This is a genomic window from Exiguobacterium sp. s138 (assembly GCF_018618775.1).
Lineage (GTDB): Bacteria > Bacillota > Bacilli > Exiguobacteriales > Exiguobacteriaceae > Exiguobacterium_A > Exiguobacterium_A artemiae.
This window is the reverse complement of sequence record NZ_JACSMW010000008.1, coordinates 13920-37803: the sequence shown is the minus strand read 5'-3', so window position 1 is coordinate 37803 and position 23884 is coordinate 13920. Positions and strand designations below refer to the sequence as shown.

General features: G+C 47.7%; 20 protein-coding genes. 2 read left to right on the top strand and 18 right to left on the bottom strand.

The genetic code is table 11. The features are described 5' to 3' along the window. The 13 genes from galE to KNP91_RS13860 form a co-directional block, all read right to left on the bottom strand. Window positions 1–999, bottom strand: a complete 999-nt coding sequence (galE, locus tag KNP91_RS13920) for a UDP-glucose 4-epimerase GalE (protein ID WP_214850597.1) — start codon at window positions 997–999, stop codon at window positions 1–3. After that, window positions 1000–2172: a galactokinase gene (locus KNP91_RS13915; protein ID WP_214850594.1), complete on the bottom strand. Its 1173-nt coding sequence runs from the start codon at window positions 2170–2172 to the stop codon at window positions 1000–1002. Beyond that, on the bottom strand, window positions 2169–4304 hold the full coding sequence (locus tag KNP91_RS13910) for an alpha-galactosidase (RefSeq protein ID WP_214850590.1): 2136 nt from the start codon (window positions 4302–4304) through the stop codon (window positions 2169–2171). Before KNP91_RS13910 ends, KNP91_RS13915 begins: the two co-directional genes overlap by 4 nt. Before the next feature lie 14 nt (window positions 4305–4318). Further along, window positions 4319–6313, bottom strand: coding sequence for a beta-galactosidase (locus KNP91_RS13905; RefSeq protein ID WP_214850588.1), 1995 nt, complete (start codon window positions 6311–6313; stop codon window positions 4319–4321). 25 nt (window positions 6314–6338) lie between these two features. Further along, window positions 6339–7124 carry a carbohydrate ABC transporter permease gene (locus KNP91_RS13900; protein ID WP_012369282.1) on the bottom strand — a complete coding sequence of 262 codons (786 nt, stop codon included), beginning with the start codon at window positions 7122–7124 and terminating at the stop codon, window positions 6339–6341. Window positions 7125–7137: 13 nt separating this feature from the next. Further along, on the bottom strand, window positions 7138–8103 hold the full coding sequence (locus tag KNP91_RS13895) for a carbohydrate ABC transporter permease (RefSeq protein ID WP_214766285.1): 966 nt from the start codon (window positions 8101–8103) through the stop codon (window positions 7138–7140). 75 nt (window positions 8104–8178) lie between these two features. Continuing rightward, on the bottom strand, window positions 8179–9489 hold the full coding sequence (locus KNP91_RS13890) for an ABC transporter substrate-binding protein (protein ID WP_012369280.1): 1311 nt from the start codon (window positions 9487–9489) through the stop codon (window positions 8179–8181). 29 nt (window positions 9490–9518) lie between these two features. Beyond that, window positions 9519–10001, bottom strand: coding sequence for a hypothetical protein (locus KNP91_RS13885; RefSeq protein WP_026829381.1), 483 nt, complete (start codon window positions 9999–10001; stop codon window positions 9519–9521). Window positions 10002–10234: 233 nt separating this feature from the next. Continuing rightward, a complete protein-coding gene (locus KNP91_RS13880; RefSeq protein ID WP_251136071.1) occupies window positions 10235–11383 on the bottom strand; it encodes an ROK family transcriptional regulator in 1149 nt (382 codons plus the stop codon). 145 nt (window positions 11384–11528) lie between these two features. Beyond that, window positions 11529–12233: a hypothetical protein gene (locus KNP91_RS13875; RefSeq protein ID WP_214766289.1), complete on the bottom strand. Its 705-nt coding sequence runs from the start codon at window positions 12231–12233 to the stop codon at window positions 11529–11531. Window positions 12234–12568: 335 nt separating this feature from the next. Next, on the bottom strand, window positions 12569–13420 hold the full coding sequence (locus KNP91_RS13870) for an MBL fold metallo-hydrolase (protein WP_214766291.1): 852 nt from the start codon (window positions 13418–13420) through the stop codon (window positions 12569–12571). A gap of 74 nt (window positions 13421–13494) precedes the next feature. Beyond that, the gene (locus KNP91_RS13865) at window positions 13495–16164 is read right to left on the bottom strand and encodes an MMPL family transporter (protein ID WP_214850586.1); all 2670 of its coding nucleotides are present in this window, start codon (window positions 16162–16164) and stop codon (window positions 13495–13497) included. 35 nt (window positions 16165–16199) lie between these two features. Next, window positions 16200–16643: a MarR family winged helix-turn-helix transcriptional regulator gene (locus KNP91_RS13860; RefSeq protein ID WP_012369274.1), complete on the bottom strand. Its 444-nt coding sequence runs from the start codon at window positions 16641–16643 to the stop codon at window positions 16200–16202. Window positions 16644–16790: 147 nt separating this feature from the next. Here KNP91_RS13860 and KNP91_RS13855 point away from each other — a divergent pair, with 147 nt between their 5' ends. After that, window positions 16791–16982, top strand: a complete 192-nt coding sequence (locus tag KNP91_RS13855; RefSeq protein ID WP_012369273.1) for a hypothetical protein — start codon at window positions 16791–16793, stop codon at window positions 16980–16982. Between the two features lie 65 nt (window positions 16983–17047). Here the strand turns inward: KNP91_RS13855 and KNP91_RS13850 are convergent, their stop codons facing one another. The 3 genes from KNP91_RS13850 to KNP91_RS13840 all read right to left on the bottom strand — a co-directional run bounded on the left by KNP91_RS13850 (window position 17048) and on the right by KNP91_RS13840 (window position 18783). Further along, entirely contained in the window at window positions 17048–17497 is a 450-nt protein-coding gene (locus KNP91_RS13850; RefSeq protein ID WP_114597045.1) for a universal stress protein, read from the bottom strand. Between the two features lie 29 nt (window positions 17498–17526). Continuing rightward, window positions 17527–17976: a general stress protein gene (locus KNP91_RS13845; protein WP_214766295.1), complete on the bottom strand. Its 450-nt coding sequence runs from the start codon at window positions 17974–17976 to the stop codon at window positions 17527–17529. A gap of 78 nt (window positions 17977–18054) precedes the next feature. Next, window positions 18055–18783 (bottom strand): hypothetical protein, encoded by a 729-nt coding sequence (locus KNP91_RS13840; protein ID WP_214766297.1) that lies wholly within the window; start codon window positions 18781–18783, stop codon window positions 18055–18057. Between the two features lie 114 nt (window positions 18784–18897). On the opposite strand from KNP91_RS13840, the gene KNP91_RS13835 reads away from it, so the two are divergent. Then, entirely contained in the window at window positions 18898–19530 is a 633-nt protein-coding gene (locus tag KNP91_RS13835) for a FusB/FusC family EF-G-binding protein (protein ID WP_214766299.1), read from the top strand. A gap of 44 nt (window positions 19531–19574) precedes the next feature. Here the strand turns inward: KNP91_RS13835 and KNP91_RS13830 are convergent, their stop codons facing one another. Beyond that, complete coding sequence (locus KNP91_RS13830; protein ID WP_214850582.1) at window positions 19575–21095, bottom strand: GGDEF domain-containing protein; 1521 nt, start codon at window positions 21093–21095, stop codon at window positions 19575–19577. Window positions 21096–21286: 191 nt separating this feature from the next. Continuing rightward, window positions 21287–23824: an ATP-binding protein gene (locus KNP91_RS13825; protein ID WP_214850579.1), complete on the bottom strand. Its 2538-nt coding sequence runs from the start codon at window positions 23822–23824 to the stop codon at window positions 21287–21289. Window positions 23825–23884: the final 60 nt, after the last annotated feature.

The following is a 23884-nucleotide window of genomic DNA, read 5'->3' as shown; positions in this document are numbered from 1 at the left end:
TTACCGTACAGGTGTTTTGTAGCCTTGCGGACGCTGTTCATGCCAACGCCATGCATCTTGAATGATGGTGTCGATTTCTGTCCGGCGCGGTGTCCAGCCGAGAACCGTTTTCGCTTTATCAGATCCCGCAATCAATGTACTCGGGTCTCCGGCACGTCGTGCGACAACTTGTTCCGGAATCGCATGTCCCGTTACACGGCGTGCCGCTTCAATGATTTCCCGGACTGAAAAGCCGCGGCTTGAACCGAGATTAAAGACGTCACTCGTGTTGCCTTGTTTTAAATATTCCAGTGCCAACAGGTGGGCATCGATTAAATCCTCGACATGGATATAGTCGCGGATACACGTGCCGTCTTCCGTCGCATAATCATCGCCGTAAATCGAAATCATCGGCCGTTGACCGTTGGCGACTTCGAGGACAAGCGGCACTAAATGGGTTTCCGGTGTGTGATCTTCTCCGATTTCACCCGTTGCACGTGCGCCGGCAACGTTAAAGTAACGGAGCGCCACATACTGGAGACCATACGCGGTTTCACACCAACGCATCATCTTCTCCATCATCAGTTTCGTTTCACCGTAGGCGTTTGTCGGGTTCGTCGTGGCCTTCTCAAGAATCGGCATCTGTTCCTGCTCGCCGTATGTGGCCGCGGTTGATGAGAAGACAATCTGCTTCACATCATGCGCCATCATCGCTTCAAGCAACACTTGTGTGCCGTAGACGTTGTTGTCGAAATAAGCGAGCGGATGCTCCATCGATTCCCCGACTAACGAAAAGGCTGCAAAATGAAGGACCTGATCGATTGTTTCCGTCTCAAAAACGGTGTCAAGGAAGGCACGATCCCGGATATCCCCTTCGTAAAAACGGGCTTTCGGATGAACCGCTTCCCAGTGTCCCGATTTTAAATGATCGATGACAACAACATCTTGTCCGGCATCGACCAGTTGATAGACTGCGTGTGATCCTATATATCCTGCTCCACCTACTACGAGTACTGCCATTTAGATAACCTCCTGTTCGACTTCTCGTGCTCCATCGCCAACGGTTGCCGTATAAAACGATGCCGGATAACCGATTTCGGTCTCATACGCGTGTCCGACTGCCGTCATGAATGTTTCCACTGTGTCGTCTTCAACGATTGCAATCGCGCAGCCGCCAAAACCGGCACCTGTCATCCGGGCACCGAGAACTCCCGGTTGCGCCCAAGCGGCTTCGACCAATGTATCGAGTTCTTTCCCCGTTACTTCATAATCGACCCGTAACGAACGGTGGGAAGCGTTCATCAGTTGACCAAATGCTTCGAGCCGGTCTTCTTTGAGTGCATCCAGTGCCTGCAATGTCCGTTCATTCTCAGAAATCGCATGCCGGGCCCGTCGTTCCAATCGTTCGTCCTCAAACGAAACCGTTTCGAATTCATTCATCGACCATTGGCCGAGTGAGGCATACGGACGGTACTGTTGCAGATAAGCGAGCGCCGCTTCGCATTCCGAGCGGCGTTCATTGTATTTTGAATCTGCCAGTTCACGGCGTTTGTTCGTATTCATGATGATGATCGTATAACCGGATAAATCAAGCGGTGCATACGTGTACTCAAGCGTCTCACAGTCAAGCAACAGTCCGGATCCTGCTTTGCCCATACCAATTGCAAACTGATCCATGATGCCGCTGTTGACGCCGATGTACTGGTTTTCGACCTGTTGACCGTATTTAACGAGGTCAATCCGATCGATATCCAGATTGTACAGTTTATCGAGTAAGACACCGATGACGAGTTCGAGTGACGCGGACGAAGATAATCCGGCACCATTCGGGATATCACCTTTAATTAAAATGTCGCACCCTGTATCAATCCGGTAACCGGCTTCCCGTAAGACATGAATCATTCCTTTGGCATAGTTGGCCCAGCCATGGGCAGATTGAGGCGTCAAGTCATCACCTGCGACTTCAATGATCCCGTCATCTTCAAAATTCAGCGAATAAAACCGAAAGACCACATCGTCCCGTTTTCGGGCGACCGCATGGGTGCCGAGCGTCAAGGCACACGGAAAGACATGACCACCGTTATAATCTGTATGTTCTCCGATCAAGTTAATCCGGCCCGGTGCAAAAAAACGGTGGGTCGACGATTGACCGAATTGTTGTTCGAAAATCTGTTCTAATGTCTGGTCTGTCATACGATCGGCTCCTTTGACTCTGATGTAGGTATTATGCTGCGATGAACCGGTTGGATCCGCAGGCAACGTGCTTCATAATCGTTCGTGTAGTTCCAGGTCAGACCTTGTTGCATCAAGTAAGCACCACTCAGTTGACGATCTTCAACCTGATAAAATGTGGTCGCTTCAAGGCCGGCTAACCGGAAATGGTAGTGACCGATTCCGTGTTTACGCATCGGGGCGACCGCCAGAATCACCGTTTGATCGTTTGACGTATACTGCATCAGCGAGGTCGTCACGCGGTCCGCTTTCAACCGGTACTGACGGCCGAATTGAACGGTTTCCCGAATCGTTTTGTACGTCGCAATCCATTCCGCCGCTTCCGCCAATTCTTCCGTTGTCCATTCGCTTAAGTTACCGCCGATGCCGAGCGTTCCCTGCATCGAAGACACGAAGCGTGTCGCAAGCGGTAAGTTCCGACCGTTGAGCCAGTTCGGACCATCCGTCACCCAGCAACTCATCATCTTCGCATTGTAGGCAAAGGAGAAATCGTGTTGGATCGTCAAGCGATCCAGTGGATCCGTATTGTCACTCGTCCAGACTTGTTCCGTCCGTTTGAGAATTCCGAGATCAATCCGTCCGCCGCCTCCGGCACACGCTTCAAAATCAACTTCCGGATGACGGACGCGCAATCCGTCAAAAATCCGGTACAGCGCATCGACATGCCGCTTCCATAATTCCTGTTGTTCTGCCGGTGTCGCACCCGGGAGAGCCGGTTCCGAAAACGCACGGTTCATATCCCATTTGATGTAATCAATGGCGTGGGTTGCGAGCAGTTCATCCATCATCCGGAATACGAATTGTTCCACTTCCGGCAAGCCGAGATTCAAGACAAACTGATTGCGTGATGTCGTCCGACGGGCACCGGGACTGTGATAAATCCAGTCAGGATGGGTCCGGTATAAATTTGAATCCGGATTAACCATCTCCGGTTCGACCCAAAGTCCAAATGACATGTTTTGTTGTTTCACATAATCAATCAACGGCGTTAATCCGTTCGGAAACTTCTCCGGATTGACGACCCAGTCGCCAAGACCGGCCTGGTCGGAGTTCCGTTCACCGAACCAGCCGTCATCGACGACAAACAGTTCACAGCCGATGGCAGCGGCTTGATCCACCAGTGTTCGTTGACCGTGTTCCGTCACGTCAAAATAGGTCGCTTCCCAGGAGTTATAGAGCACCGGCCGAACCTTGTTCCGGTCCGATTCCGGCATGATGACGTCCCGCTGGAAATCGTGGGCGCGGGCACTCATCCCGGCAAAGCCGTCTGGCGCGTATCCGATATAAAATTCCGGTGTCGTAAGATGCTGACCGGCTTCAAGTCGCCAGCTGAAATCAAACTCATTCATCCCGCCCGATAGCTGGACGAATCCGAAGGCATCCTGCTCGAAGTGCATCGACCAGTTGCCGGAATAAGCGAAATGTCCGTAAATGACTTCGCCGGCTGATTCCGTTGCGCCGTGTTCCAAAGCGAACCACGGATTCGCCTGGTGACTCGTCACACCCCGTCGGCTGTCAATTGTCTTACGTCCCGGTGTCAGCGGTGTGACTTGTTTTTGGAATTCACCGGTCCATGTTCCCGCGAAGTGGTGTAAGTTCAAGTCCGGTCGTTGTAAAATCCCCATCGCAAACGATTGGGCCGTCGTCAACCGGACGGAATGTGTTCCTGTGTTTTCAATCACGAGTGATCGTCCGATCATATCGTACGTTTCGTACAGATCGTATTTGATACCGACCCGGAGTTCCTGTAACGAATCAAACAACCATAAGATCAATCCATTATCGGATTGTTCGGCGCGTTCAAAAACGAACTGACTGATTCGTTGCCCGTCCTCCCGTTCTGATTTTAAAGTCGGTTCTGTGTAGACCATCTCACCAAATGGAATGAAGTCATAGACCGCAACCCCGTCCGGCGATTCAAATGAGCTGTGTACCAGGACCGGATTCGGTAAGGCTTCATAGTCGGATGGGTACGGCAGACGCGCTCCAAAATACGTATGCAACACTTTGCCGTGCTGTCCGATTGTCACGACATGCGCGACGTGTTGTCCTTCGAGGACGAACCGCTGATTCGGCAGTTCAAGAATGGCCATGGTCGTTCTCCTCCTTACGTTGTCAGAATCAGCGTCTCGAGCGGGGCGAGCGTCACTGTTCCACTATATGTCTCGTTCGTATTCAACTCTTGATAGGCAGCATCGAGCACAACGTCCCGGCTTGCTTTCGTATCGTGATTCATCAGGAAGAGGAAATCACGTGTCTCACCATGACGGCGTACAATCTCGACTTGATCCGGTGCTTCAAACGTTTGAACACCGGCATCGAGAAACGCTTGACGGTAAATCGTATCGATCATCGCATCGTCAATCGACGCGCCGATATAGGTAATCATTCCTTTGTATTCGTTGCGTGTCACGGCAGCGACGCCGTCATAAAACGTATCGCGGTAGACAGCAAGTGCCTCGGCTGTCGTTGGTGTAATCAAATCACACCAGAGACGGGCAGGTGAACCTTGTCCCGCGAAGGCACCGATCCCTTCCACCCGGTTTTCCTGCACGGCCTGCAACGATTCGTACTCATCGATTTCAATCCCGGCATACGGTGCAAACTTACCAGGCAACGTCAGCGGCAGGACATTGTTGTGAGGATCCTTGACGCCGGTCCGGTACGTAAAGATGACGTGTCCGCCCTGCTCCATGTACTCAATTAATGACTGGTCGAATGTCGGATTCGTCAGGAAGTACAGCGGAACGATGATTAATTTATATTGATCCAGTTTGTCTCCCGGGAAGACGATATCCGTCGACGCTTGACGCCGGACGGCACCACCGTAGAAACGGACGAACTCGGTCCGGAAATCAAACGCATCACTGTGCGGCTGATGGGTCCAGGCCCAGACATTTTCTTGATCGAAATACACGCCGACTTCCGCCTGATAGCTACTCGCGTTGATTTCGTCACCAAACGTGTTCAGTTCGGTCATGATTTGTTTGACTTCGTTGAATTTACGCTTCGGTTTTCCGTCGTGATCGATGATTCCATGACAAAACTCTTCCGTTCCAAACAACGCCGCCCGGAAGCGGAAATAGACGATGGCTTCCGCACCGCGGGCAACCGCCTGGTACGTCCATAACCGGATATGACCGGGGCGCGGCAGGTAACCGATTTTACTCCAGCCTTGTGCTCCGCTCAGTTGTTCCATCACCCAAAAACCTTTCCCCTGTTTCGAGGAGCGGCAGAGATCGTGGTCACTTGCCATCTTCTCGAATCGGTTCGGCTCCGGCAGACCTCCCCAGACCGGATAGTTATCAAAGGCGACATAATCAAGATCCTGTGCCATCTGCTGTTGATTGACGGCCATGTCGCTGTATACGAGGTTATGGGTAATGAAGGCCTCCGGATGGATGTGTTCCCGGAGCGCATCGACTTGCAGTTTGTTGTAATGGTTGTAACCGTCGGCACAGAAACGGTCGAAGTCGACAAGTAACGATGGATTGTGTTCCTGATAGACTTTCCGCGGCACCGGGATTTGCTCCCATGCCGTATAGATTTGACTCCAGAAGACGGTTCCCCATGTTTCATTTAACGCATCGAGCGTGCCGTAACGGTTTTTGAGCCAGACCTGGAAAGCAGCCCGGTCGACATCGCTGTAGGAACGGTCTGATTTCTCATGACCGTATTCGTTGTCCGTCTGCCAACCAATGACACGCGGGTGTTTTCCATAGCGTTTCGCCATTTCTGTCGTGATGGCAACGGAAAAACGTTGGTACGTTTCGCTGTGAACCGTATAATGGCGACGGGCTCCGAAACTGATTGTCACGCCGTGCTCGTCTGCCGGAAGAATCTCCGGATACTTGTGACACATCCAGGCCGGTGGTGTTGCCGTCGGTGTCCCGAGGACGATGTCAAAACCGGCGGCACTCAAGCGTTCGATGATATCGTCCCAAAACCGGAAATCGTAAACTCCTTCTTCCGGCTCCATCATCGTCCAGGCAAATTCCGCCAACCGAACGACGTTGACACCAAGTTCTTTCATCAATCGGAAGTCTTCCTCCCATAACGCACGTGGAGTTTGTTCCGGGTAATAATCGACGCCTAAATACATTGTGCTCCCCCTGACTCAAAACAAATTATTTTACTGCACCTGCCGTCATTCCTTTTTGGAAGAAACGTTGGAAGAAGATATAGAACACCATCGTCGGTAAACTGATCAAGACGAGTGAAGCGTAGATTTTCCCTGGATCACCGCCGAGCGCATCTTTGAAGAAGCTTGGTGCCATCGTGACCGTTTGATAAGCCGGATCCGTCATGAACGTCAAGACCATCAAATACTCGTTCCACGAGTTGAGGAACGCATAGATCAATGCTGTTGCAAGAGCCGGTTTCGCGAGCGGCAACATGACTTTGAAGAAGACTTCAAGAATCGTTGCGCCGTCAATGTACGCGGCTTCCATTAATTCGTTTGGTAACTCGTCAAAATATCCTTTGATCAGCATCAGACCGAACGGCAGGAAGAACGCGACTTCCGCCCCGATTAAACCCCAGTGGTTATTCAGACCGTCAAACGACCGTAATGTGAAGAACAATGGAACGATCATGGAAGCGACCGGTAACATCAGACCGGCAAGTACCATGTTGAACAACAGACGTTTTCCGGCGAATTCGAGTTTTGAGAACGCGAATGCGGCAAACGCAAGAATCGTGATCGAAATGATGATCATGAAGAAAGCGACAAAGAAACTGTTAAAGACGAATGTCGGGAAATTCGGGTTTTGCAGCGTTGCGATATAGTTTTCAAATCCGTTGACACGTAAGCTTTCCTTGAACATGACGAAGATTGGGAACAGCCAGACGATCGAAGCGAGCATCAGGACAAGGTTGATGACCCAACGACTTCTTTTAGATTCTACATTCATGGGACGTTCCTCCTTAGTTATCCATTTTCTTTTGCACACGTAACTGGAAGTACGTGATCAGTAAAGCGATTGTCAGCAGGATGATGGCAACGGCACTTGAAAAACCGACTTCTTGTTGCAGCATCGATTTACGGAACAGGTACGTCGAGATGAATTCCGTTGAAGAACCGGGTCCGCCGGCTGTCGTGATCCAGACTAAATCAAACGTCTTCAGACCACCGATGACTCCGAGAATTGATAACGTAAATGTCGTTCCTTTTAAGTTCGGGAAGACGATGCTCCAAAGCGTCCGGAAGAATCCGGCTCCGTCGATTTTGGCAGCTTCAAAGATTTCTTTTTCAATCGTCAGCATCGCCATGTAGTACATGACCATCGATGAACCTGTCCACTGGAAGATGTTGATGGCGATGACCGAATAAAGCGCGATATCCGGGTCGCCGAGCCAGTTTTGCTCCAGGCTGCCGAGACCGATTGCACGGAGAAACTCATTGATGTATCCGAACTGGAAGTCGTAGATTTGTGAGAACGCGGCTCCAAGAACAACCGGACTCAGGACAACCGGGAAGAAGAAGACCGATTTCATCGCCGTCCGCAACGGTCCCTGTGTGTGCAGGAAGTACGCGAGAACCAAACCGATGAAAGCTTGAATCGTAACCGTCAAGATCGTGAAGATGAATGTATTTTTAAGCGAGAGGTAGAAATCCGGATCACGGAACATTTCCGCGTAGTTTTCAAACCCGACGAAGACTTTATCAAACGAAATGCCGTCCCACGAGAAGAACGAGTTATAGGCGTTATAGAAAATGCCGTAATAGATAAACGCGACGACAAACAGGACGATGGGACCTACGAACGCCCAACCGACCATGTTTTGCTTTATTTTGCCTTTTTTCTTCTGTTTCGGAACGTTCGGACGTGGTGCTGCTTTCAGCGTTTCCGCTTTCGGTTTGATCGGCAATTCTTGTTGCTCTGTCTGCATAACGATTTCCCCACTTTCTTGATCTTTAAAAATCAGGAAGTGGCACGCTGGGCGCACCACTTCACTGTATCGTTCTTATTTTTTCGATTGATCGGCTGCATCCTGAACACGTTGGAGTGCTTCTTTCGGATTTTGACCCGTCGCGATGTTTTGAAGTTCCTTACCGAGGATATCGTTCAGTTTTGTATCACGGATACCACGGCTTGCTACAGCTTTAGAAAGTGTTTCGTTCAGCATTTTGTACGACTCTTTTTCCCCTTCAGATGTGAAGGCTGCATCTGAATCAATTTTGACATCCTTGATTCCCGGTGCCATTTCGAACTCGCCCATGTAAACTTCTTGTCCTTTGCCTTGGCTCATGAAGGCAACGAATTCAGCTGCACCTTCTTGTTGTTTTGATTCTTTGTTGACGGCAAGCGCCATATCGATGGAAGCGATGATCGGCTGTTCTGTTCCGCCTGCAAGGTTTGGAAGTGGTGTGAAGCCAAGCTCGTCTTTGATTTTCCATTTGTCTTTTTTCTCAGCTGTCGTCATCGAGTGGGCTTCCCACGAACCGATGACCCACATCGCTGCTTTTTTATCGAAGAATTGGTTCATCCCGTCATTGTATGTCGCAAGTCCGAGTGCACCTTCTTGGAAGACTTTCTTTTCAAACAGATCTTGCCAGATTTGCGCTGTCTTGACCATCTCGTCGTCTGTCCATTTCGCTTCGCCAGATAAGACCTTTTGGATGTAACCAGGTGCTACCTGGTGGCTTAATACGTTGTAGACATCAATGTCGATCCAAGCATCTTTTGCACCGAGCATCAATGGAATGACTTTATCGCCGGACGCTTTGATTTTCTTGACAGCGTCGACTGTTTCTTTGTAGTTTTTCGGTGGTGTTACGCCGTATTTATCAAGCATCGTTTTGTTGTACATCAAGTAGGCTTGCCCCGTAAATCCGATTGGAACTGCATATTGTTTGCCGTCAATCGTCGTTTGATCAATTCCGAGCTCAACGAATTTATCTTTCCATCCTTTGCCGGCTGCTTTATCCATGTAAGAATCGACCGGTACGACACGGTCTTTGTATTGTTGAATCATTGGTTCTTTTAAGCCGATGATGTCTGGTCCCTTACCAGATAACATCGCGACTTGAAGTTGCTTTTCGTAATCTTCACTGTACCGTTTGAATTCGACGACGTATTTGTCCTGTGATTTGTTGAAGGCATCGACGACTTCCTTACCGGCTTCAGGCTGAGGTGCCCAACCCCACCAGGAAATGATTGTTTTGCCGTCTTTGGTTGTGGCTTGTTTTTCATCTTCGCCGCCACAAGCAGCGAGAAGTGCCGATAATGTCAGAACTGATGCCGCTGCGAGTACTTTGGTTTTTTTGAATTTCATGTGAGTGATCCCCTTTTGTATGTGAGTGGTCAAGCGTACTTTCTAAGCTGTTGTCCTTCAAGCTGTGCGTGTTGACACCATTGTTCGATGACTTCCATGCCAATCGGCATCCGTTGGAGTTGAATCAAGACCCGTGCAATCAGTCGCAGACGATAGTCGAGCGTGTCCACTTCCGGTGTCACGAACAGATAAAATTCTCCACCGAGCGTCAAACAACCGGCTGTGCGCATGTGTTGCATCAACACCCGTAATTCAATGTATCCGTTCTCATTTTTTCGAAGATGAAGTTCTGAAGATCGAATCGTCAGTACCCCTTGTACGGACGACATCCGAAATTGAAAGACTCCATCTTGTCGTGGCCGAACGAGAACGCCGTCTTGATCTGCAGACCGCTTATCTCCCGGCTGTTGTTCCGTCATATCTCCTGTCAAACGGTTCACGTAAAAGCCACGGATTGCTCCGTAACGCCCGAAAGCTTCACGGTAGGAAACCCATAAATCCTCTGTTTCCATCTGCGCGACGCCCCCTTCTTTCTGTTTCAGCTTAACCGGTCCCTGCCGGTCTGCATCCACCTCCACTGGTTGATGAAAACTTAGTAAATTAAATTTATTATCTAACTTTAAGAAAACTATAGCACATGCTGTTTTGTTTTGTAAACGGTTTCAAAAAATATTTTTTCTTCGTTCTTTTCATAAAAAAAGCTTGCCGGATCCGGTGAAAACACCGTCATCCAGCAAGCTGCATTTTAAATCGTTTGAAAAATACTGTTTGTTGCGAGTGCCGCTGCACTGAGTGCCCCTTGTTTTTCACTCCAGGGAACCATCTTAACATCGGTTTCACGTGAAGCCGTCGTCAAAGCCGTGTGCTCGACCCGTTCTTTGATTTGATCAACGATCGAAGGAGCCAGTTCAAACATTGGTCCTCCAAGTAAAATCCGCTTCGGATTGATCAGATGAATTGTATTCAGGACACCGATTCCGATGTACTCGCCGGCCCGGTGGTACGCGGCTTTCGCGTACGGATCCCCGTCCGTCAGACGTTTTCTCAGTTCCGTCAGTGTCTTGACTTGCGGGTCAATGGCTTCGAAATCACGCAACAATGCTTTTTCCCCGGCCAATGCTTCGAGGCATCCCCGATTCCCGCAGGAGCAAATCGGACCGTCCAAATCAAGCCGCATATGCCCGACCTCACCTGTAATGTGATTTTCGCCGTCAATCAGCTTTCCGTCCAGGACATACGCCCCTCCGATTCCTTCTCCGGCATACAGATAGAAAAATTGATCGACCCCGACACCTTCTCCGAATAACAATTCGAACGAAGCGAGAGCCCGGACATCGTTTTCGATAAAAACAGGGTACGCAAACCGCTTTTCCAAATGTTCTTTTAAGGCCACATCATGGAGATGAAAACGAGGAGCAAACAGAATCACTCCGGTCTCCGGATTGACCATCCCGTGAACGGATATTCCGATGCCGTGAATCGTTCCGGCCTGCTCCGTCGCCTCAATCAGTTCTTCACACAACAGAACGACAGCCTCCATCAATTCTTCGTTTGTATCAAATTTACCCATCGTTTCCACTTCGTGAATCGTATTTCCGCTTAAATCCGCGATAACTCCGATGAAGCGGTGACTTGTCGCATCAATCCCGATGACGTATTGTTCTTTCGCCACGAGTTCGAGCAGAATCGGCTTTCGTCCACCGTTTGAAACGCCGAGTTCACGCTCTGTCACGAGTTGATCGGCAATCAGTTCTCCGACGATATTCGAAACGGTCGGTTTCGTCAGTTTTGTTTGTTGTGCCAGTTCCACTCGTGAAATCGGTTGATGCATCCGAATCAAACGTAATACAAGTGCCCGATTGTAGGAACGCATCCACTTTGAATTTCGTGGCATCTCTTTCACCATGTTCGTCCCGCATCCCTTCCCTTTTTGTCTCTATTCCTATTCTCGCATATTTTGTAAGGGATTTCATGATTAGCTAAAGATTCGTCCCTTTTAACTTTTCTCAGAAAAAATCCCCGGTATCCTCATGGGAAAATTAAGCTTCATCGTATGGCTGCTCAATGACAAGGATCCGGCTTCCATCCGGATTTTCTGTCAGTTCCATTTCGATAATGGCTTTACCGACCAATAAGACAATCGGCAGATTCGAATCCGTTTTCCGGAAAAATCCGACCCGTCCCTGATACGTATCCATATAGTCTGCAAATAAAAAGGTTCCATTGATATGAACCTCATCCTGATTCGAGTTGAATTCAAGATGAGGAACCTCAAACCGGGCTTCCCCATTCAAATACAACAATGGTTTTTTCCCGATCACTTCGCTTGATTCCCGCCGCATCTCAATTGCTCCTTCCGTCTCATAGTACAATCGATCGGTTCCTCTCGTCGCAATGACAATCGGATTTCCCTGATATAAAACGATTTCTAAAATTTCATCTGCTTGTTCCACGTAGTAACCTGTTGCATCCGCTGTCGCAAAACCTATCGTATAGAGTTGCATCCAGGCGACGATATCCGGTACTTCGACCGGTTTTAAAAAGAGCGCGGATACGAGATGCGCCCCTTCAGAAGTCATCACAAGATTGACATAAATATCTGCCAACTGTATCGTCCGTACTTGGGTCGAAGGATACAATTCATCATAGTTTGATACCAATACCGCTTCGTAATAGTCATCCATCTCTCGTAGTTCAAGTGGTGGCATTCGACGATCAAAGTCGGCAATCTGGATGCGTTTCATTGTTGAAGTGCCTCCTTTTAAGTGAGTTTTCTTTGTGCCCTCAGTTAAGGATTACCCAATATCTGGTTCGCTTGCACTCCCCTAAAACGAAAAAAATCACCCTGAGCTACAGGGTGATCAGTCATTTCACAAAAAATTGATACAGCAGGTATAAGGCAAAGCCAATCACTACAAGGATCGTGAAAATGTTAGTTGTTCCAAAAAATACACGATTGGCCGTTTCATTCCGATCTTCAGGCTTACGATCCATTACGAGAACCCCTTTGCTAAAATCCGTTTTTCCATCTTATACTTAAGGAATTCTCGAATGAACGGTTCAGCACCTGCTGTTTTAATTATTTTTTCGCACCATTCGCAAAAAATACGAGTGTTTCTTCTTCGTCTGTCGTCAAGTCCCGTCCGACCAGATCACGATACAGCCGGCGCATCTCCGATACATGTCCTTCTGCTTGTTTTGTCACTTCGATGATTTGGCGTAAGACGTGTACCTCTTGCTCAAACGCGTCTTTCGCCATCGCTTCGCCGTGAGACCAGACATAATAATCCGCCTCGTATTCAGCAATCGTATCTAACAGCCGCGTTGTTTGATTGACTGTATAATTCCACTTGTCGGAGAAAATATCCGCATACATGGCATCTCCTAAAAATAAAACCCGTTCTTCCGGAATATAGACAAGAGCACTCCCTGGTGAGTGGTCATTCTCGACTTGTCGTAACAGACACGTCACGCCCCCGAGGTCGATTGCAAGTTCTCCCGTGAAACGAATCGTCGGCAAGATGACTTCAATCTCCCGGTCCTTCCCGAACTCCAGTTTGATCGCATCGGCACAAAACAGAATTTCAATGCCCTGGTGGATCCGTTCCTCCAGTGCCTCATCCGTCCATTCGTAGTCCAGCATTTTCTGCATTTCTTCGACTGTCCGGTGCGTTGCGATCGTCGGTACCGCCATCTGTTTTATGCCGAAAATATGATCCCAGTGCCAATGCGTCAATGCGACGAGATCCGGACGTCCGAGCCCTTGATTCTTCATCTCCTCTAAAAAGAGTGTCGCGTGCTGACTTGAGTTTCCGGCATCAATTACAAGACTCCGGTCGTCACCCGTAATGACGGCAACGATTGGCCGATCCGTTTCACTGACCGGCGTTTGATACCAGATCCGGTCCGTTAATTGTTTAAACTGTTGCATTTCCATCGCCTCCTGTTTGTAGTATAACGAAAAAGTCCATCCGGATGATTTCCGAATGGACCAGTCGAATCGACTTACTTCTTATTTTGCTTTTGACGGAACGGCCACCAGACACCCGGTCCGAACGATACCGTGATTGCCGGAATCAGGAGCGGTAAGACAATTAATCCATACAGGAGCAGACCCGTGATGACGATTGTTGCAATCTGAACCAGACTCAGGACACCCGACGGCATCATCGCACCAAACGTTCCGGCAAGGATGATGGCAGCCGTGATGATGACAGATCCCATTTTCTTCATCGAAACATACATCGCTTCATTCGTCTCGAGTCCATTAATCGTTTCTTCCCGGAACCGGTCGAGCAGGAAGATCGAGTAATCGATACCAAGAGCGACGAGCATAACGAATCCGAAGAACGGAACGGCCCAGCTGATGCCGTCATAACCAAGACCGTTGACGAAGATCAGTTCAGCAATCGATACCGACGTATAGTACGTCAACAGGAGCGAACCGATCATAAACAGCGGCATGATCAATGAACGGAACATGATCGCAAGGACGATGAACAAACTGATGATCATGATGACGACCGTCCGTGAAAAATCGGCTTTAGACGTATCATTTAAATCACTGTTGATGCTTGAGATACCGCCGTACGCAACTTGTGCCTGTTCAAGCGGTGTATCTTTCAGTGTGCTCGCTGTCGTTTTCTTGATCGCAGCGACCGTTTCGATCGCTTCCGGTGAATACGGATCATCATTCAGGATGACTTCGAATTTCAGACCGGTTTGATCATCAATCGTATAACGGTCAATGACAGGTTCGAAGTCTTTACTCGCTAAGGTATCTTTCGGAATGAACATCCCGGTACCGCGAATCGTTTTGGAGTTCCCCATCTCTTTCAGGAAATCGGCAGCTTCCGTTAATCCGTCTTCGATTTTACCAAGCCCTGCATTGGCAGATCCGACACCATCCGCCAGTTGGGTTAATCCGCTACCGAGTTGACCGGCTTGTGCGCCTTGCGTTTCAATTCCGGTTGCCGCTTGTGCGATTCCCGTTTGCATCTGGGTCAATTGACCGGATAACGCTGTTAGTGTCCCGACAGTTTGCGGAATGTTTTCCGCTGACTGTAATCCTTGACCGACAAGCGTTAACTGCTGATTAATTTGACCGAGACCGTCTGCGGCCTGCTGCAATTGTGCTGCACCTGCTGACGCCTGGTCACCGGCCGGAAGCTGACCGCTGATTGTCTTCAGATTATCTTCCACAGTCTGTAGACCTTGGCCGACTTCACCGAGCCCGTCTTTGGCATCCGTCAGACCGGATGCGACTTGTTTCAGTTGTTGATCGACGTATAAATCGTCGATGACTTCGCCCGTCGGACGCGAAATCGAGCGAACGGCTTTGACCCCGTCCAGTTTAACGAGTTCACGGCTCAACTGTTCTGCATATGGAACAGTTTTTTCAGTCACGATATTTTGATCGTCCTTCAGGATAATATTGACCGGTAATGACTCACCGGCACCAAAGCCGTCTGAAATGGCATTTAATCCTTTGACCGTTTCATATTTCGCACCAATCTCATCAACAGTGTTGAACGACAGATCGTCATCATACGTGAACAAGGTTGGAATCGTCACGACAGCGACGATGGCCATCGCAAGTAATGGACGACGAATCGATAATCCGCCGTAGCGGGCCCACAAACGACTGTCTTGGTGACTCGCCGCATTTTTAGACGGCCAGAACAGTTTCTCTTTTAACGTTGCCATGAAAAACGGTACCAGTGTAAAGAGAACCAGTAACAAGACTGCAATCCCGACCGCAACGGCGACCGATGATTTAAAGATCGGGAAATCAGCGAAACCGATCGCCGAGAAGCCGACGAGGACGGCAAGACCACTGATGAGCAGCGTCCGTCCCGCTGTTTTGTATGTGTTGACGATGGCTGTCTCGACATCGTGTCCGGCAGTCAATTCTTCCTTGTACCGGCTGAGAAGCAGAATACAGTAGTCCGTCCCGATCCCGAAGAGAATCGCAACAAGGAAAATCTGCGTGAAATTCGAGACAGGGAATCCGAACCAATCAACGAAAAAGGCCACAAACGATTGGCTCATTAAATACGTGACACCCACCGCAAATAACGGAACGAATGGTGTGACAATCGAACGGAACACGATTAGCAACAGACCAAAAATCAGACCGACTGTGATCAATTCCGTTCGTTTCAATCCTTCTTGTGAACTTTTATTAACATCGGCATTAATCAACGATTCACCGGTCAGATAAATCGTCCGGTCGTCCGGTAAAAGATCACTCCGGATGTCCTCGGCGAGTGCCGTGATTTCTTCCTGCGAACCATCGACGGTAATCGGAACGAGGACCGTTTTTTTATCTTTTGAAATCAATTGTCCTTCCGTTTCCTTACTTTCAAACGGATCGAGAACTCCCGTCACCGGTTTATCCAGTTTCTCCAAATCTTTGACGATTTGACCGATTTCGGTCCGATCTTGTTTCGTGACGGCTTCCTTTAACGGAATAACCAGCGAAATCGTTTCTTCACTTGCACCGGCTGCCTTTAAAATATCGGCTGCCCGTTGTGAATCCGTGTCACTCGCGAGCTGAATGGCACCCGCATCTTCCGCCTGTTTTGATAAGTTTGGTGCCGCTAAAAATAATCCGACTGTCGCAAGCAACAAGACGATTACGATTGGCCAACGCCATTTGACGATTTGTCGCATTCCCGTTCCACCTCTTCTTTGTCTGTTTTTCTGACTTAATCTTCAATCTTTAAAATGGCTTTGACTTTTCGGAACGTCTCGATGAATTGTTTAATTTCGTCATCGTCGACCTTTCCATCAATCAACTGTTCCAAATAACTGTAAATCGCTTGATCGGATGCTTCGACGACTTCTTTTCCGGCATCCGTCAAAATAATCCGCTTGGTCCGGTGATCATCTTCTGAACGTTCGACTTCCACCAAGCCGTGTTCATTTAACTTTTTCAGACGATTGGAAATCGCACTTTTATGAACTCCTTGGATGACGGCAATCCGCCCGGAAGCAATCGGTCCATATTTATCGACCAGCTTTAACAAATGCAGCTGCTCCGGTGAATAGAGACGCCACACCGGTGAATCGACTGATTTCAAGACACGTTCCGTCCCGTGAATCATCACTTCTTCAAATAACTGAACGGCTTCCCGAAGATTTTCTTTCATGATTAGTTTACCCCCTAAACTCATATCAGTAGTTTAGCCCCTAAACCAGATGGCGTCAACTCCAAACTGTCACAAATACTCTGACATTTACACCCACTTTTCGTTATGATGGGAGAGAGGATTTATCTTACTGAAGGAGGGCTAAACATGACCGTCTTATTTTGGATTGCTTTAGTAATCTGTGTACTTGGACTTATTTTTACAGTAATGGTCGGACAGAGTCGAAACGAAGAAACGTACAGCAACAGCCAGACAGCCAAAAACATGTCCTGGATGTATTTAGTCTTGTTGCCGGTCATTTTGATCATCTTAGGCATTTTTTATTATTTATTAACTTAAAAAGATCACTGAACATCAAACAGGCTGCTTCGATTCTTCATCGAAACAGCCTGTTTGTGTGGTATTCACTTGAGTGTTTTCGGACGAACGATATAGATATCACACTTCGCATAACGGGTAATGTTTTCAGAGACACTCCCGATCATGATTCGTTCCATTGCATTCATTCCGACAGCACCACAGACGATCAGCCCTGCCCCGACACGCGGTGCGATGACTTTCGGAATCAGCGTTTTCGGCGACCCGCTTTCGATGACCAGTTCAACTTCCGCTACGCCTTCCTCGACCGCCCGTTTTTGATATTTATCAAGCAGTTCCTGGGCGTACTCCGTGACATTTTGATCGATGAAGCGCTGGTTCGCCCGGACATTCGCAAAGGTTTGAATATCGATGACATGTGTGATGACGAGTTTTGCTTGATCGAGTTTCGCGAACTGAACGGCTTTTTCAAAAGCTAAGTCTGCTGTTTTGGAGCCGTCGACTGCTACTAAAATCGTGTGATAATGGCTATCCATCGTCGTTCACCCTTTCCACTCTGGCACGATTACAACATCCGGTCGTTTTCGTTCTCAAGTGCCCGGTTTTCGTGGTCAAGCTTCCGCTCGGCCTCGATGCCTTCCGGTTCACTCTCTAAAATACTTTGGGGTTCTGGTTTAGGGCGTCTTGCCCCTTCTTCATCCGCCAACAGAACATAAGCCCCGTGTTTGACGCTTGCCACATGCCGTTCCATGTCGCCTTCTGCCAGTCCTAAGGATTCGAACGCTTCACGGGTCTCTTCCTCTGTCACCGGCTTCCCTGTAAACCGTTCAAATAATGTCCGTTTTCCCGAAACAAGCTGGGCTGCCGATTGGCCACGCAACATCGCCATATCGGTTTTATCCTGCAGAACGACATATAAATCTTCTTCCAGGTATCCGGCAAAGTGTAAATCTTCAATCTGGCGAATCAAATCCGTCTCATTCTCATATGTTCCGATCAACTGTTTTTTCCCCATTGGTCATTTCCCCCTTTTATACTTCTATAAGGGATATACCCCAAAAACCGAAAAGCAATGACACCAACTGCCGCTTTCTTATGAAACCGGTCTTTTTTCCTCGGCAAACAGCCGGTCGCGTTTCCGAAAGACCAGAATGACCGCTGCCAGAACGGCAATCACACTAAAGACCGCCACGCCTTGCTGAAAGTCCGTCAACCGACCATTAAAGAACAGACCGACGTAATACCAAATCATGACGAGACCAAATACCCAATCGGTGTGGACGAAAATAAAAAATACGATGCCACAGGCAAATAAAATCAACATGATCGTCACCCACTCCGACGTCATCAGTCCAAACAAATCTTCAAACCGGAAGTCACGCAAAATACGAAATGGTAAGATTAGAATCTGGATGCTCGACCAGGCGAGAAATACGGAAAATGGGAATCGCATCCACGGGGAACGGTTCGGATGATGTTGTACTTTCATATAGATGATACATAAACTGATGAATGAAATCGTCGTCAACACCAGTTCCCACGGCGGACCGACGATACTGCCCGCCCCGTATCCGAGCATCGTCAGCACAAACCAGCCGCTGATATCAAAAATCAACGTCCGGTCAGCCGGATAGGCTTGTACAGGCCGGATACACCAAATCAGCAAAGTCGTATAGACAACACCAAACACCGCATCCGTAAACGATGCCGGCACAATAGCAAGAGGTTCTCCGGTCGGTGCCTCATACCAGACGACACGTGCTAAAAAAACAAATAAAAAGCTGATTAAATTTAACAGGCGTAGTCCGGTCAATGCTTGCATTCCCGTACACCTCCTCAGGTATTTATTTCCCGTGCACTGCTTGAAGAAAACAAAAAAATGCCGTTTCGATGAAAGTATTTTCGTGAATACAGAACTATAAAGGAGCGATGGAAAATGGAACCTTTCATTCAGCCATTTCAGTATAATTTTATCCGCAGCCAGATCGACTCGATGATTCAACAGTTAAGCGCTGTCCATGATCCGGACGTCCGGGACGCCGTCATTTACAGCGCTTCTAAAAAAATCTTTGATTTGCTTCCGGTTTTGACTGCCGAACAGGAGGCGTTATTGATGGTCGTTCGAACCGTTCAAACCGAGGCAGATTCCACCTCGTATCTTGAGGATATTCAACCAGTCGTGCGGTCTTTCCCGTCGATTACCGAGACGCAACTGCAGCAACTGTTCCGAAAAACGAAGAAGTTACGGCACCCGCCCCTTCACTCGATCGATTTTCTTAAGACGACCTATTTAAGTTGGAACGACACCGGAAATAAAAAGAAATTTTTCGTCTATCCTTTGAAAGGAGAATGGATCGGAATCGAAGGCACGTATCTGCCGACGATTCAAAAAGGTATCTGTACCATCTGCAATCAATACAGTGATGTCACTCTCGTCTCCGCCCGGACGAATCAATCCGCTGATCAATACCGGGCAATCGGAAACTATATTTGTATCGACAGTGACCATTGCAATGAGCAGGTGACTAGTCCGGCTGCTTTGGAAAAATTACTAAGTAAGATGAAATGAGTCAAAAAAAGTCCCCGACAGTTGTCAGGGACTCTTTGCTTGATTCAGACTTCCACATGAAATTGATTTTTCCCGCGCCGCTTCGCTTCATACATCGCGACATCCGCCTGTTCGATTAATGCCGTCCGGGAAGTCGCATGCGTCGGATAGACAGCGCCGCCAATGCTTGCCGTCATGAAGACAGGCGTGTCCTTCAGAATGAACGGTCGTTCGAATAACTGAACCAGCTGTCGGCCACATGCTTCGATGTCCGATTCGTCTTTGACATCAAATAACAGTAAAACAAACTCATCCCCACCTTGTCGGGAGATGACCGTATTATGCGGCAATTTTTTTTCAAGACGGTTGGCGATATCAATGATCAACTGATCTCCAATTTGATGGCCGTATGTATCGTTCACTTGTTTAAAATGATCAATATCGATGAAAAACAGACCGACAAATCGTTGATGAATTTCCGCCCGGCGAAGTTCCTCCTTGAACAAGCGGGCAAACAAATACCGGTTCGGTAAATTCGTCAGTGCGTCATGATAAGCCATATGCTCCATCTCTTCCAACGCCTGTTCGAGTGCTGCCGTCCGCTCCTCGACTTTCGCCTCAAGATTTTCCCGCAACCGTTGATTGTCCATCACGATCCGAACCTGCCTTGAAATCAATAAAGGAATGGCAATCATTAAACCAATCGTTAAACCATTCCAACTGACGGCTTGACGTGCCATTGTCACAAACAAAATCAACAGGAAGACATACGGTGTCACGAGACGAATCCCGTCCAGAATCCGCCGGTTGACGTTAAATCCAATCGGTCGTTCATCGACATCAAATAACAGTCCTGCCCCGCCAATTAATAAGACGGTCGCAATCCAAATCGGATCCAACCACATCAAAGAAATCGGAAGACTGGTTCGATCCAAAATGACGTATAATAAATCCGCAATCAACTGCAGATGAAAACCAATCAATATCATCAGAAGCGGGATACTGTTTCCACGTTTCATGACACCAAAGAACAGGATCAGCATCCCACCCAGTAACAACAGATCTCCTAATGGATAACGGAGTAATAACAGTGTTTCCATGCTGAACAGTTCCGCCTGTTCCAAATACGGCGTGACGAGATAATGCCAGGAAATCGCCCCTGTCACAATCAAAATGATGAGTTCATCAAATAGGAAAAATCGTAAATTCACTTCTGAACGGCGACTGATTAAAAAATAACAAAAAGCCAGCAAATAAAATCCGATTTGCAGACTGAATATTAAATCAATTCCATCAAACATTCCGGAACGTTCCAAGTGCTGTTGGGACACGATCAATTCTGCCGTTTCGCCCATCGCCAGCGACATATTTCCGAATAAGAGCAGTAAAAATAGACGTTGCGTAATGGGACGATTCGGATGACGCCGCGCCGCCGCTACCAACATGATCGTCGAAAGGACCGCGCCTAGAATCATGAACAGGCTGTTCCCTGTTCTCGAAAGATCCGATGATGTGCCGATGATTCCTAACCATAACAAATGAGACATCACCCATCCGCCGATGATGGTATAGATTAGTTTATGCATCGTCCACGCCCTTTCTTTTGTCCTAGTTCGTTTGTCCTATATGTTTATCGGCAAATCTTTCTGTTTTTTAACTATCTCTTCATTATATTTAAATATTCACTGAACGTCTTGTGTTTTTTCTCAGCGTTTGAAAAATTATTGTAAAACAAAAACAGGTACCGGTTGCCGAAGCAATCCGATACCTGTTTAGATTAGACATTTTCCAATGCGTGCAACGGCAGGGCGACCGTAAAGGTACTTCCCTTTCCGACAGTCGATTCGACATGAATCACACCGTCATGTTCTTTGACGATTTCCTTACAAATCGAAAGACCAAGTCCCGTACCCCCGATTCGTCGTGTATCTGAATTATCCACACGATAAAATTTATCAAACAGATGGGCAAAGGCATATTGTGGAATCCCGATACCGTGATCGGTAATCTGAATCGTCGCATTTTCCTGATCCGTGCTGACTGTAATGTCAACCTGTCCACCGTCCGGTGAATACTTGATGGCGTTGTTGACTAAATTGTTCAGCAACTGCTTAATCCGTGTTTCGTCTCCAATAATCGCCGGTCGTTCTACACTCAACAAGTGAAGCTGAATATCGTGAAGTCCGTTTGACGCCTTATAGACACCAATCACTTGATCGACAATCGAATACAAATCAAGATGAGCCATTTGGTAACGTTGTCCACCCGATTGCATCCGTTGAACATCGAGGAAATCGGTCACCAAATTCGACAGCCGTTCCGTTTCATTATGAATCGTCGACAAATATTTCTGTTGTTTTATCGCATCAATCTCCCGATTGAGCATCAATTCCGTGAATCCGTAAATCGAAGACAAGGGAGTCCGCAATTCGTGAGACACCGTCGAAACAAGTTCGGTCTTCAGACGGTCTGCTTCTGTTTCCCGGGTAATATCACGGATGACGAGGATGACCCCTTTCCAACCACCTTCAATATCGATTCGTTCTGCATATACTTCAAGATGTGCGGAATTACCACGGACATCAAATTGAACTTTATCCGGAGAAACTTCCCCGGACCGGATCAAGTCCAAATAATCGTTAAATCGTTCGACATCATCGACGATATTACGCATCACTTCAATCACATAACTGGCCGACGATAAAGTCCGATCCCTCGTAAATTCGGATTGCAGCTCCGGTATCAGTTCGAACAACGGACGGTTGACGTATAATTCATCATTTCCGTCTTCCAGATAAATAATCGCTTCCCGGATTGAGTCAAGTACCTGCTCGGTCTTTTGTTTTTCCTGCTTCATCTCGTCATATGAACGCGTCCGCAACAGGGATAAAGTCATCTGTTGCGAGAACTCACGCATATCCGCCAACTGTTGCGACTGGTATGGAGACTGATAACGAACCATGTAGACGGCAGCCATCAACTGATGCGTCGATGGATCATAAATCGGCAAAGCAACTTCATACGTACTGAAGCTGTATGGTGTGTCGTTTGTCCGCGAAACCCGTTTTTCCGACTGAACGACTTTTGTCCCTAACCGCATCCGGTTCAATAAGGAATTCTCATCATCCAGTAAGGATTGAACCTGTTGTATCTTCATGCCGTTCGTCGTCGCACCGATGTAAACGCCATCGTCATACAACAACAAGGCTCCATATTCGGATGAAGTGATATCCAACATTTTTTGAACAATCGCCGGGTACGATTCGACTGTTTCCCGGACAGCGAGTGCTTCCGTTAATTCGCTGCGCATCTTCAGCTTCTCTTCGTTTTGTTTCGTCGCCTGATACGCCTCTTCGAGTTCTTCTTGTTGCGATTGTAATTCTTCTTGTTGGGCCAGTAATTCTTCACTCTGTGCCTGTAACTCTTCGTTTTTATTCTGCATCTCTTCTTTGTGTAGATTGGTCGTCACAGCCATCTGATTAAAGGATGAGCGCAACATGCCAATCTCATCTGTCCGCCGCTCCATGACATCCATCTCAATCGGCTCGTTTCGTGACAGCTTTCGATTGTCCTCAATCAGGCGTAATAACTGTTTCGTCATTCGTTTCAGGAACGGATGAACAAACAGTAAAATAAAGATAATAAGGACAAAGATACTCGAAATCCAAACCCATTTCGTTTTTGCGACCTCACTCCGCAGGTTGGCAACGGCTGTATCCTGCTGTTGTTGTAAATTATTCCGGTATTCATTTAATGCCGAAGATGCTTTTTCAATATCCGGTTCGACATCAATTGAACCGTCCGCTGTTTGTTTTAATTGACCTTGTTCCACCAATCGTTTAGCAATCGGTAATGAGAACAGACTGTCACCCTGTAAAAAATCTTCATTGATTTGATTCGCCTTTTTTTCATTTACGTACGACTGGGTCAAAGGAAACAAGGCTCCATAATATAAGTTGTACATATTCGTCATTTGGGCGGCAAATTCTTCTTCTTCATCCGTTTTGGCTTTACGGGTAAACCAATCCGTTTCACTTTTGATTTCTGTCCGTAGCTCCTGGATTTGATCAAAACGTTCCTGGTTACCGAAAATGACAAATCCCCGCAAACCAAACTGGACGTTCTGCCAGTTATCCCATAAATGATCTGCGCGACGATTTTGTTCGCTGATGACTTCTAAGTTATCGCGTGATGATTCGATTCGATTTTCCATATAACCATAAACCATAAAGGAAGTCATCGAAACCAAAAACAGTAAGACATATAATACTGCCAGTAGTTGCCGCCCGATTCGTCTCCGAATCCAATTAATCATGAAATATCCTCCTCATCATTCGCTTCGAATGATGCTTTTTTAAAAAATAGTCGAATCAAT

What these genes read in the sequence shown, in the direction of transcription:
- galE (WP_214850597.1), bottom strand. Translation starts at nt 999, where the DNA reads ATGGCAGTACTCGTAGTAGGTGGAGCAGGATATATAGGATCACACGCA.
- KNP91_RS13915 (WP_214850594.1), bottom strand. Translation starts at nt 2,172, where the DNA reads ATGACAGACCAGACATTAGAACAGATTTTCGAACAACAATTCGGTCAA.
- KNP91_RS13910 (WP_214850590.1), bottom strand. Translation starts at nt 4,304, where the DNA reads ATGGCCATTCTTGAACTGCCGAATCAGCGGTTCGTCCTCGAAGGACAA.
- KNP91_RS13905 (WP_214850588.1), bottom strand. Translation starts at nt 6,313, where the DNA reads ATGTATTTAGGCGTCGATTATTACCCGGAACAAACTCCACGTGCGTTA.
- KNP91_RS13900 (WP_012369282.1), bottom strand. Translation starts at nt 7,124, where the DNA reads ATGAATGTAGAATCTAAAAGAAGTCGTTGGGTCATCAACCTTGTCCTG.
- KNP91_RS13895 (WP_214766285.1), bottom strand. Translation starts at nt 8,103, where the DNA reads ATGCAGACAGAGCAACAAGAATTGCCGATCAAACCGAAAGCGGAAACG.
- KNP91_RS13890 (WP_012369280.1), bottom strand. Translation starts at nt 9,489, where the DNA reads ATGAAATTCAAAAAAACCAAAGTACTCGCAGCGGCATCAGTTCTGACA.
- KNP91_RS13885 (WP_026829381.1), bottom strand. Translation starts at nt 10,001, where the DNA reads ATGGAAACAGAGGATTTATGGGTTTCCTACCGTGAAGCTTTCGGGCGT.
- KNP91_RS13880 (WP_251136071.1), bottom strand. Translation starts at nt 11,383, where the DNA reads ATGCCACGAAATTCAAAGTGGATGCGTTCCTACAATCGGGCACTTGTA.
- KNP91_RS13875 (WP_214766289.1), bottom strand. Translation starts at nt 12,233, where the DNA reads ATGAAACGCATCCAGATTGCCGACTTTGATCGTCGAATGCCACCACTT.
- KNP91_RS13870 (WP_214766291.1), bottom strand. Translation starts at nt 13,420, where the DNA reads ATGCAACAGTTTAAACAATTAACGGACCGGATCTGGTATCAAACGCCG.
- KNP91_RS13865 (WP_214850586.1), bottom strand. Translation starts at nt 16,164, where the DNA reads ATGCGACAAATCGTCAAATGGCGTTGGCCAATCGTAATCGTCTTGTTG.
- KNP91_RS13860 (WP_012369274.1), bottom strand. Translation starts at nt 16,643, where the DNA reads ATGAAAGAAAATCTTCGGGAAGCCGTTCAGTTATTTGAAGAAGTGATG.
- KNP91_RS13855 (WP_012369273.1), top strand. Translation starts at nt 16,791, where the DNA reads ATGACCGTCTTATTTTGGATTGCTTTAGTAATCTGTGTACTTGGACTT.
- KNP91_RS13850 (WP_114597045.1), bottom strand. Translation starts at nt 17,497, where the DNA reads ATGGATAGCCATTATCACACGATTTTAGTAGCAGTCGACGGCTCCAAA.
- KNP91_RS13845 (WP_214766295.1), bottom strand. Translation starts at nt 17,976, where the DNA reads ATGGGGAAAAAACAGTTGATCGGAACATATGAGAATGAGACGGATTTG.
- KNP91_RS13840 (WP_214766297.1), bottom strand. Translation starts at nt 18,783, where the DNA reads ATGCAAGCATTGACCGGACTACGCCTGTTAAATTTAATCAGCTTTTTA.
- KNP91_RS13835 (WP_214766299.1), top strand. Translation starts at nt 18,898, where the DNA reads ATGGAACCTTTCATTCAGCCATTTCAGTATAATTTTATCCGCAGCCAG.
- KNP91_RS13830 (WP_214850582.1), bottom strand. Translation starts at nt 21,095, where the DNA reads ATGCATAAACTAATCTATACCATCATCGGCGGATGGGTGATGTCTCAT.
- KNP91_RS13825 (WP_214850579.1), bottom strand. Translation starts at nt 23,824, where the DNA reads ATGATTAATTGGATTCGGAGACGAATCGGGCGGCAACTACTGGCAGTA.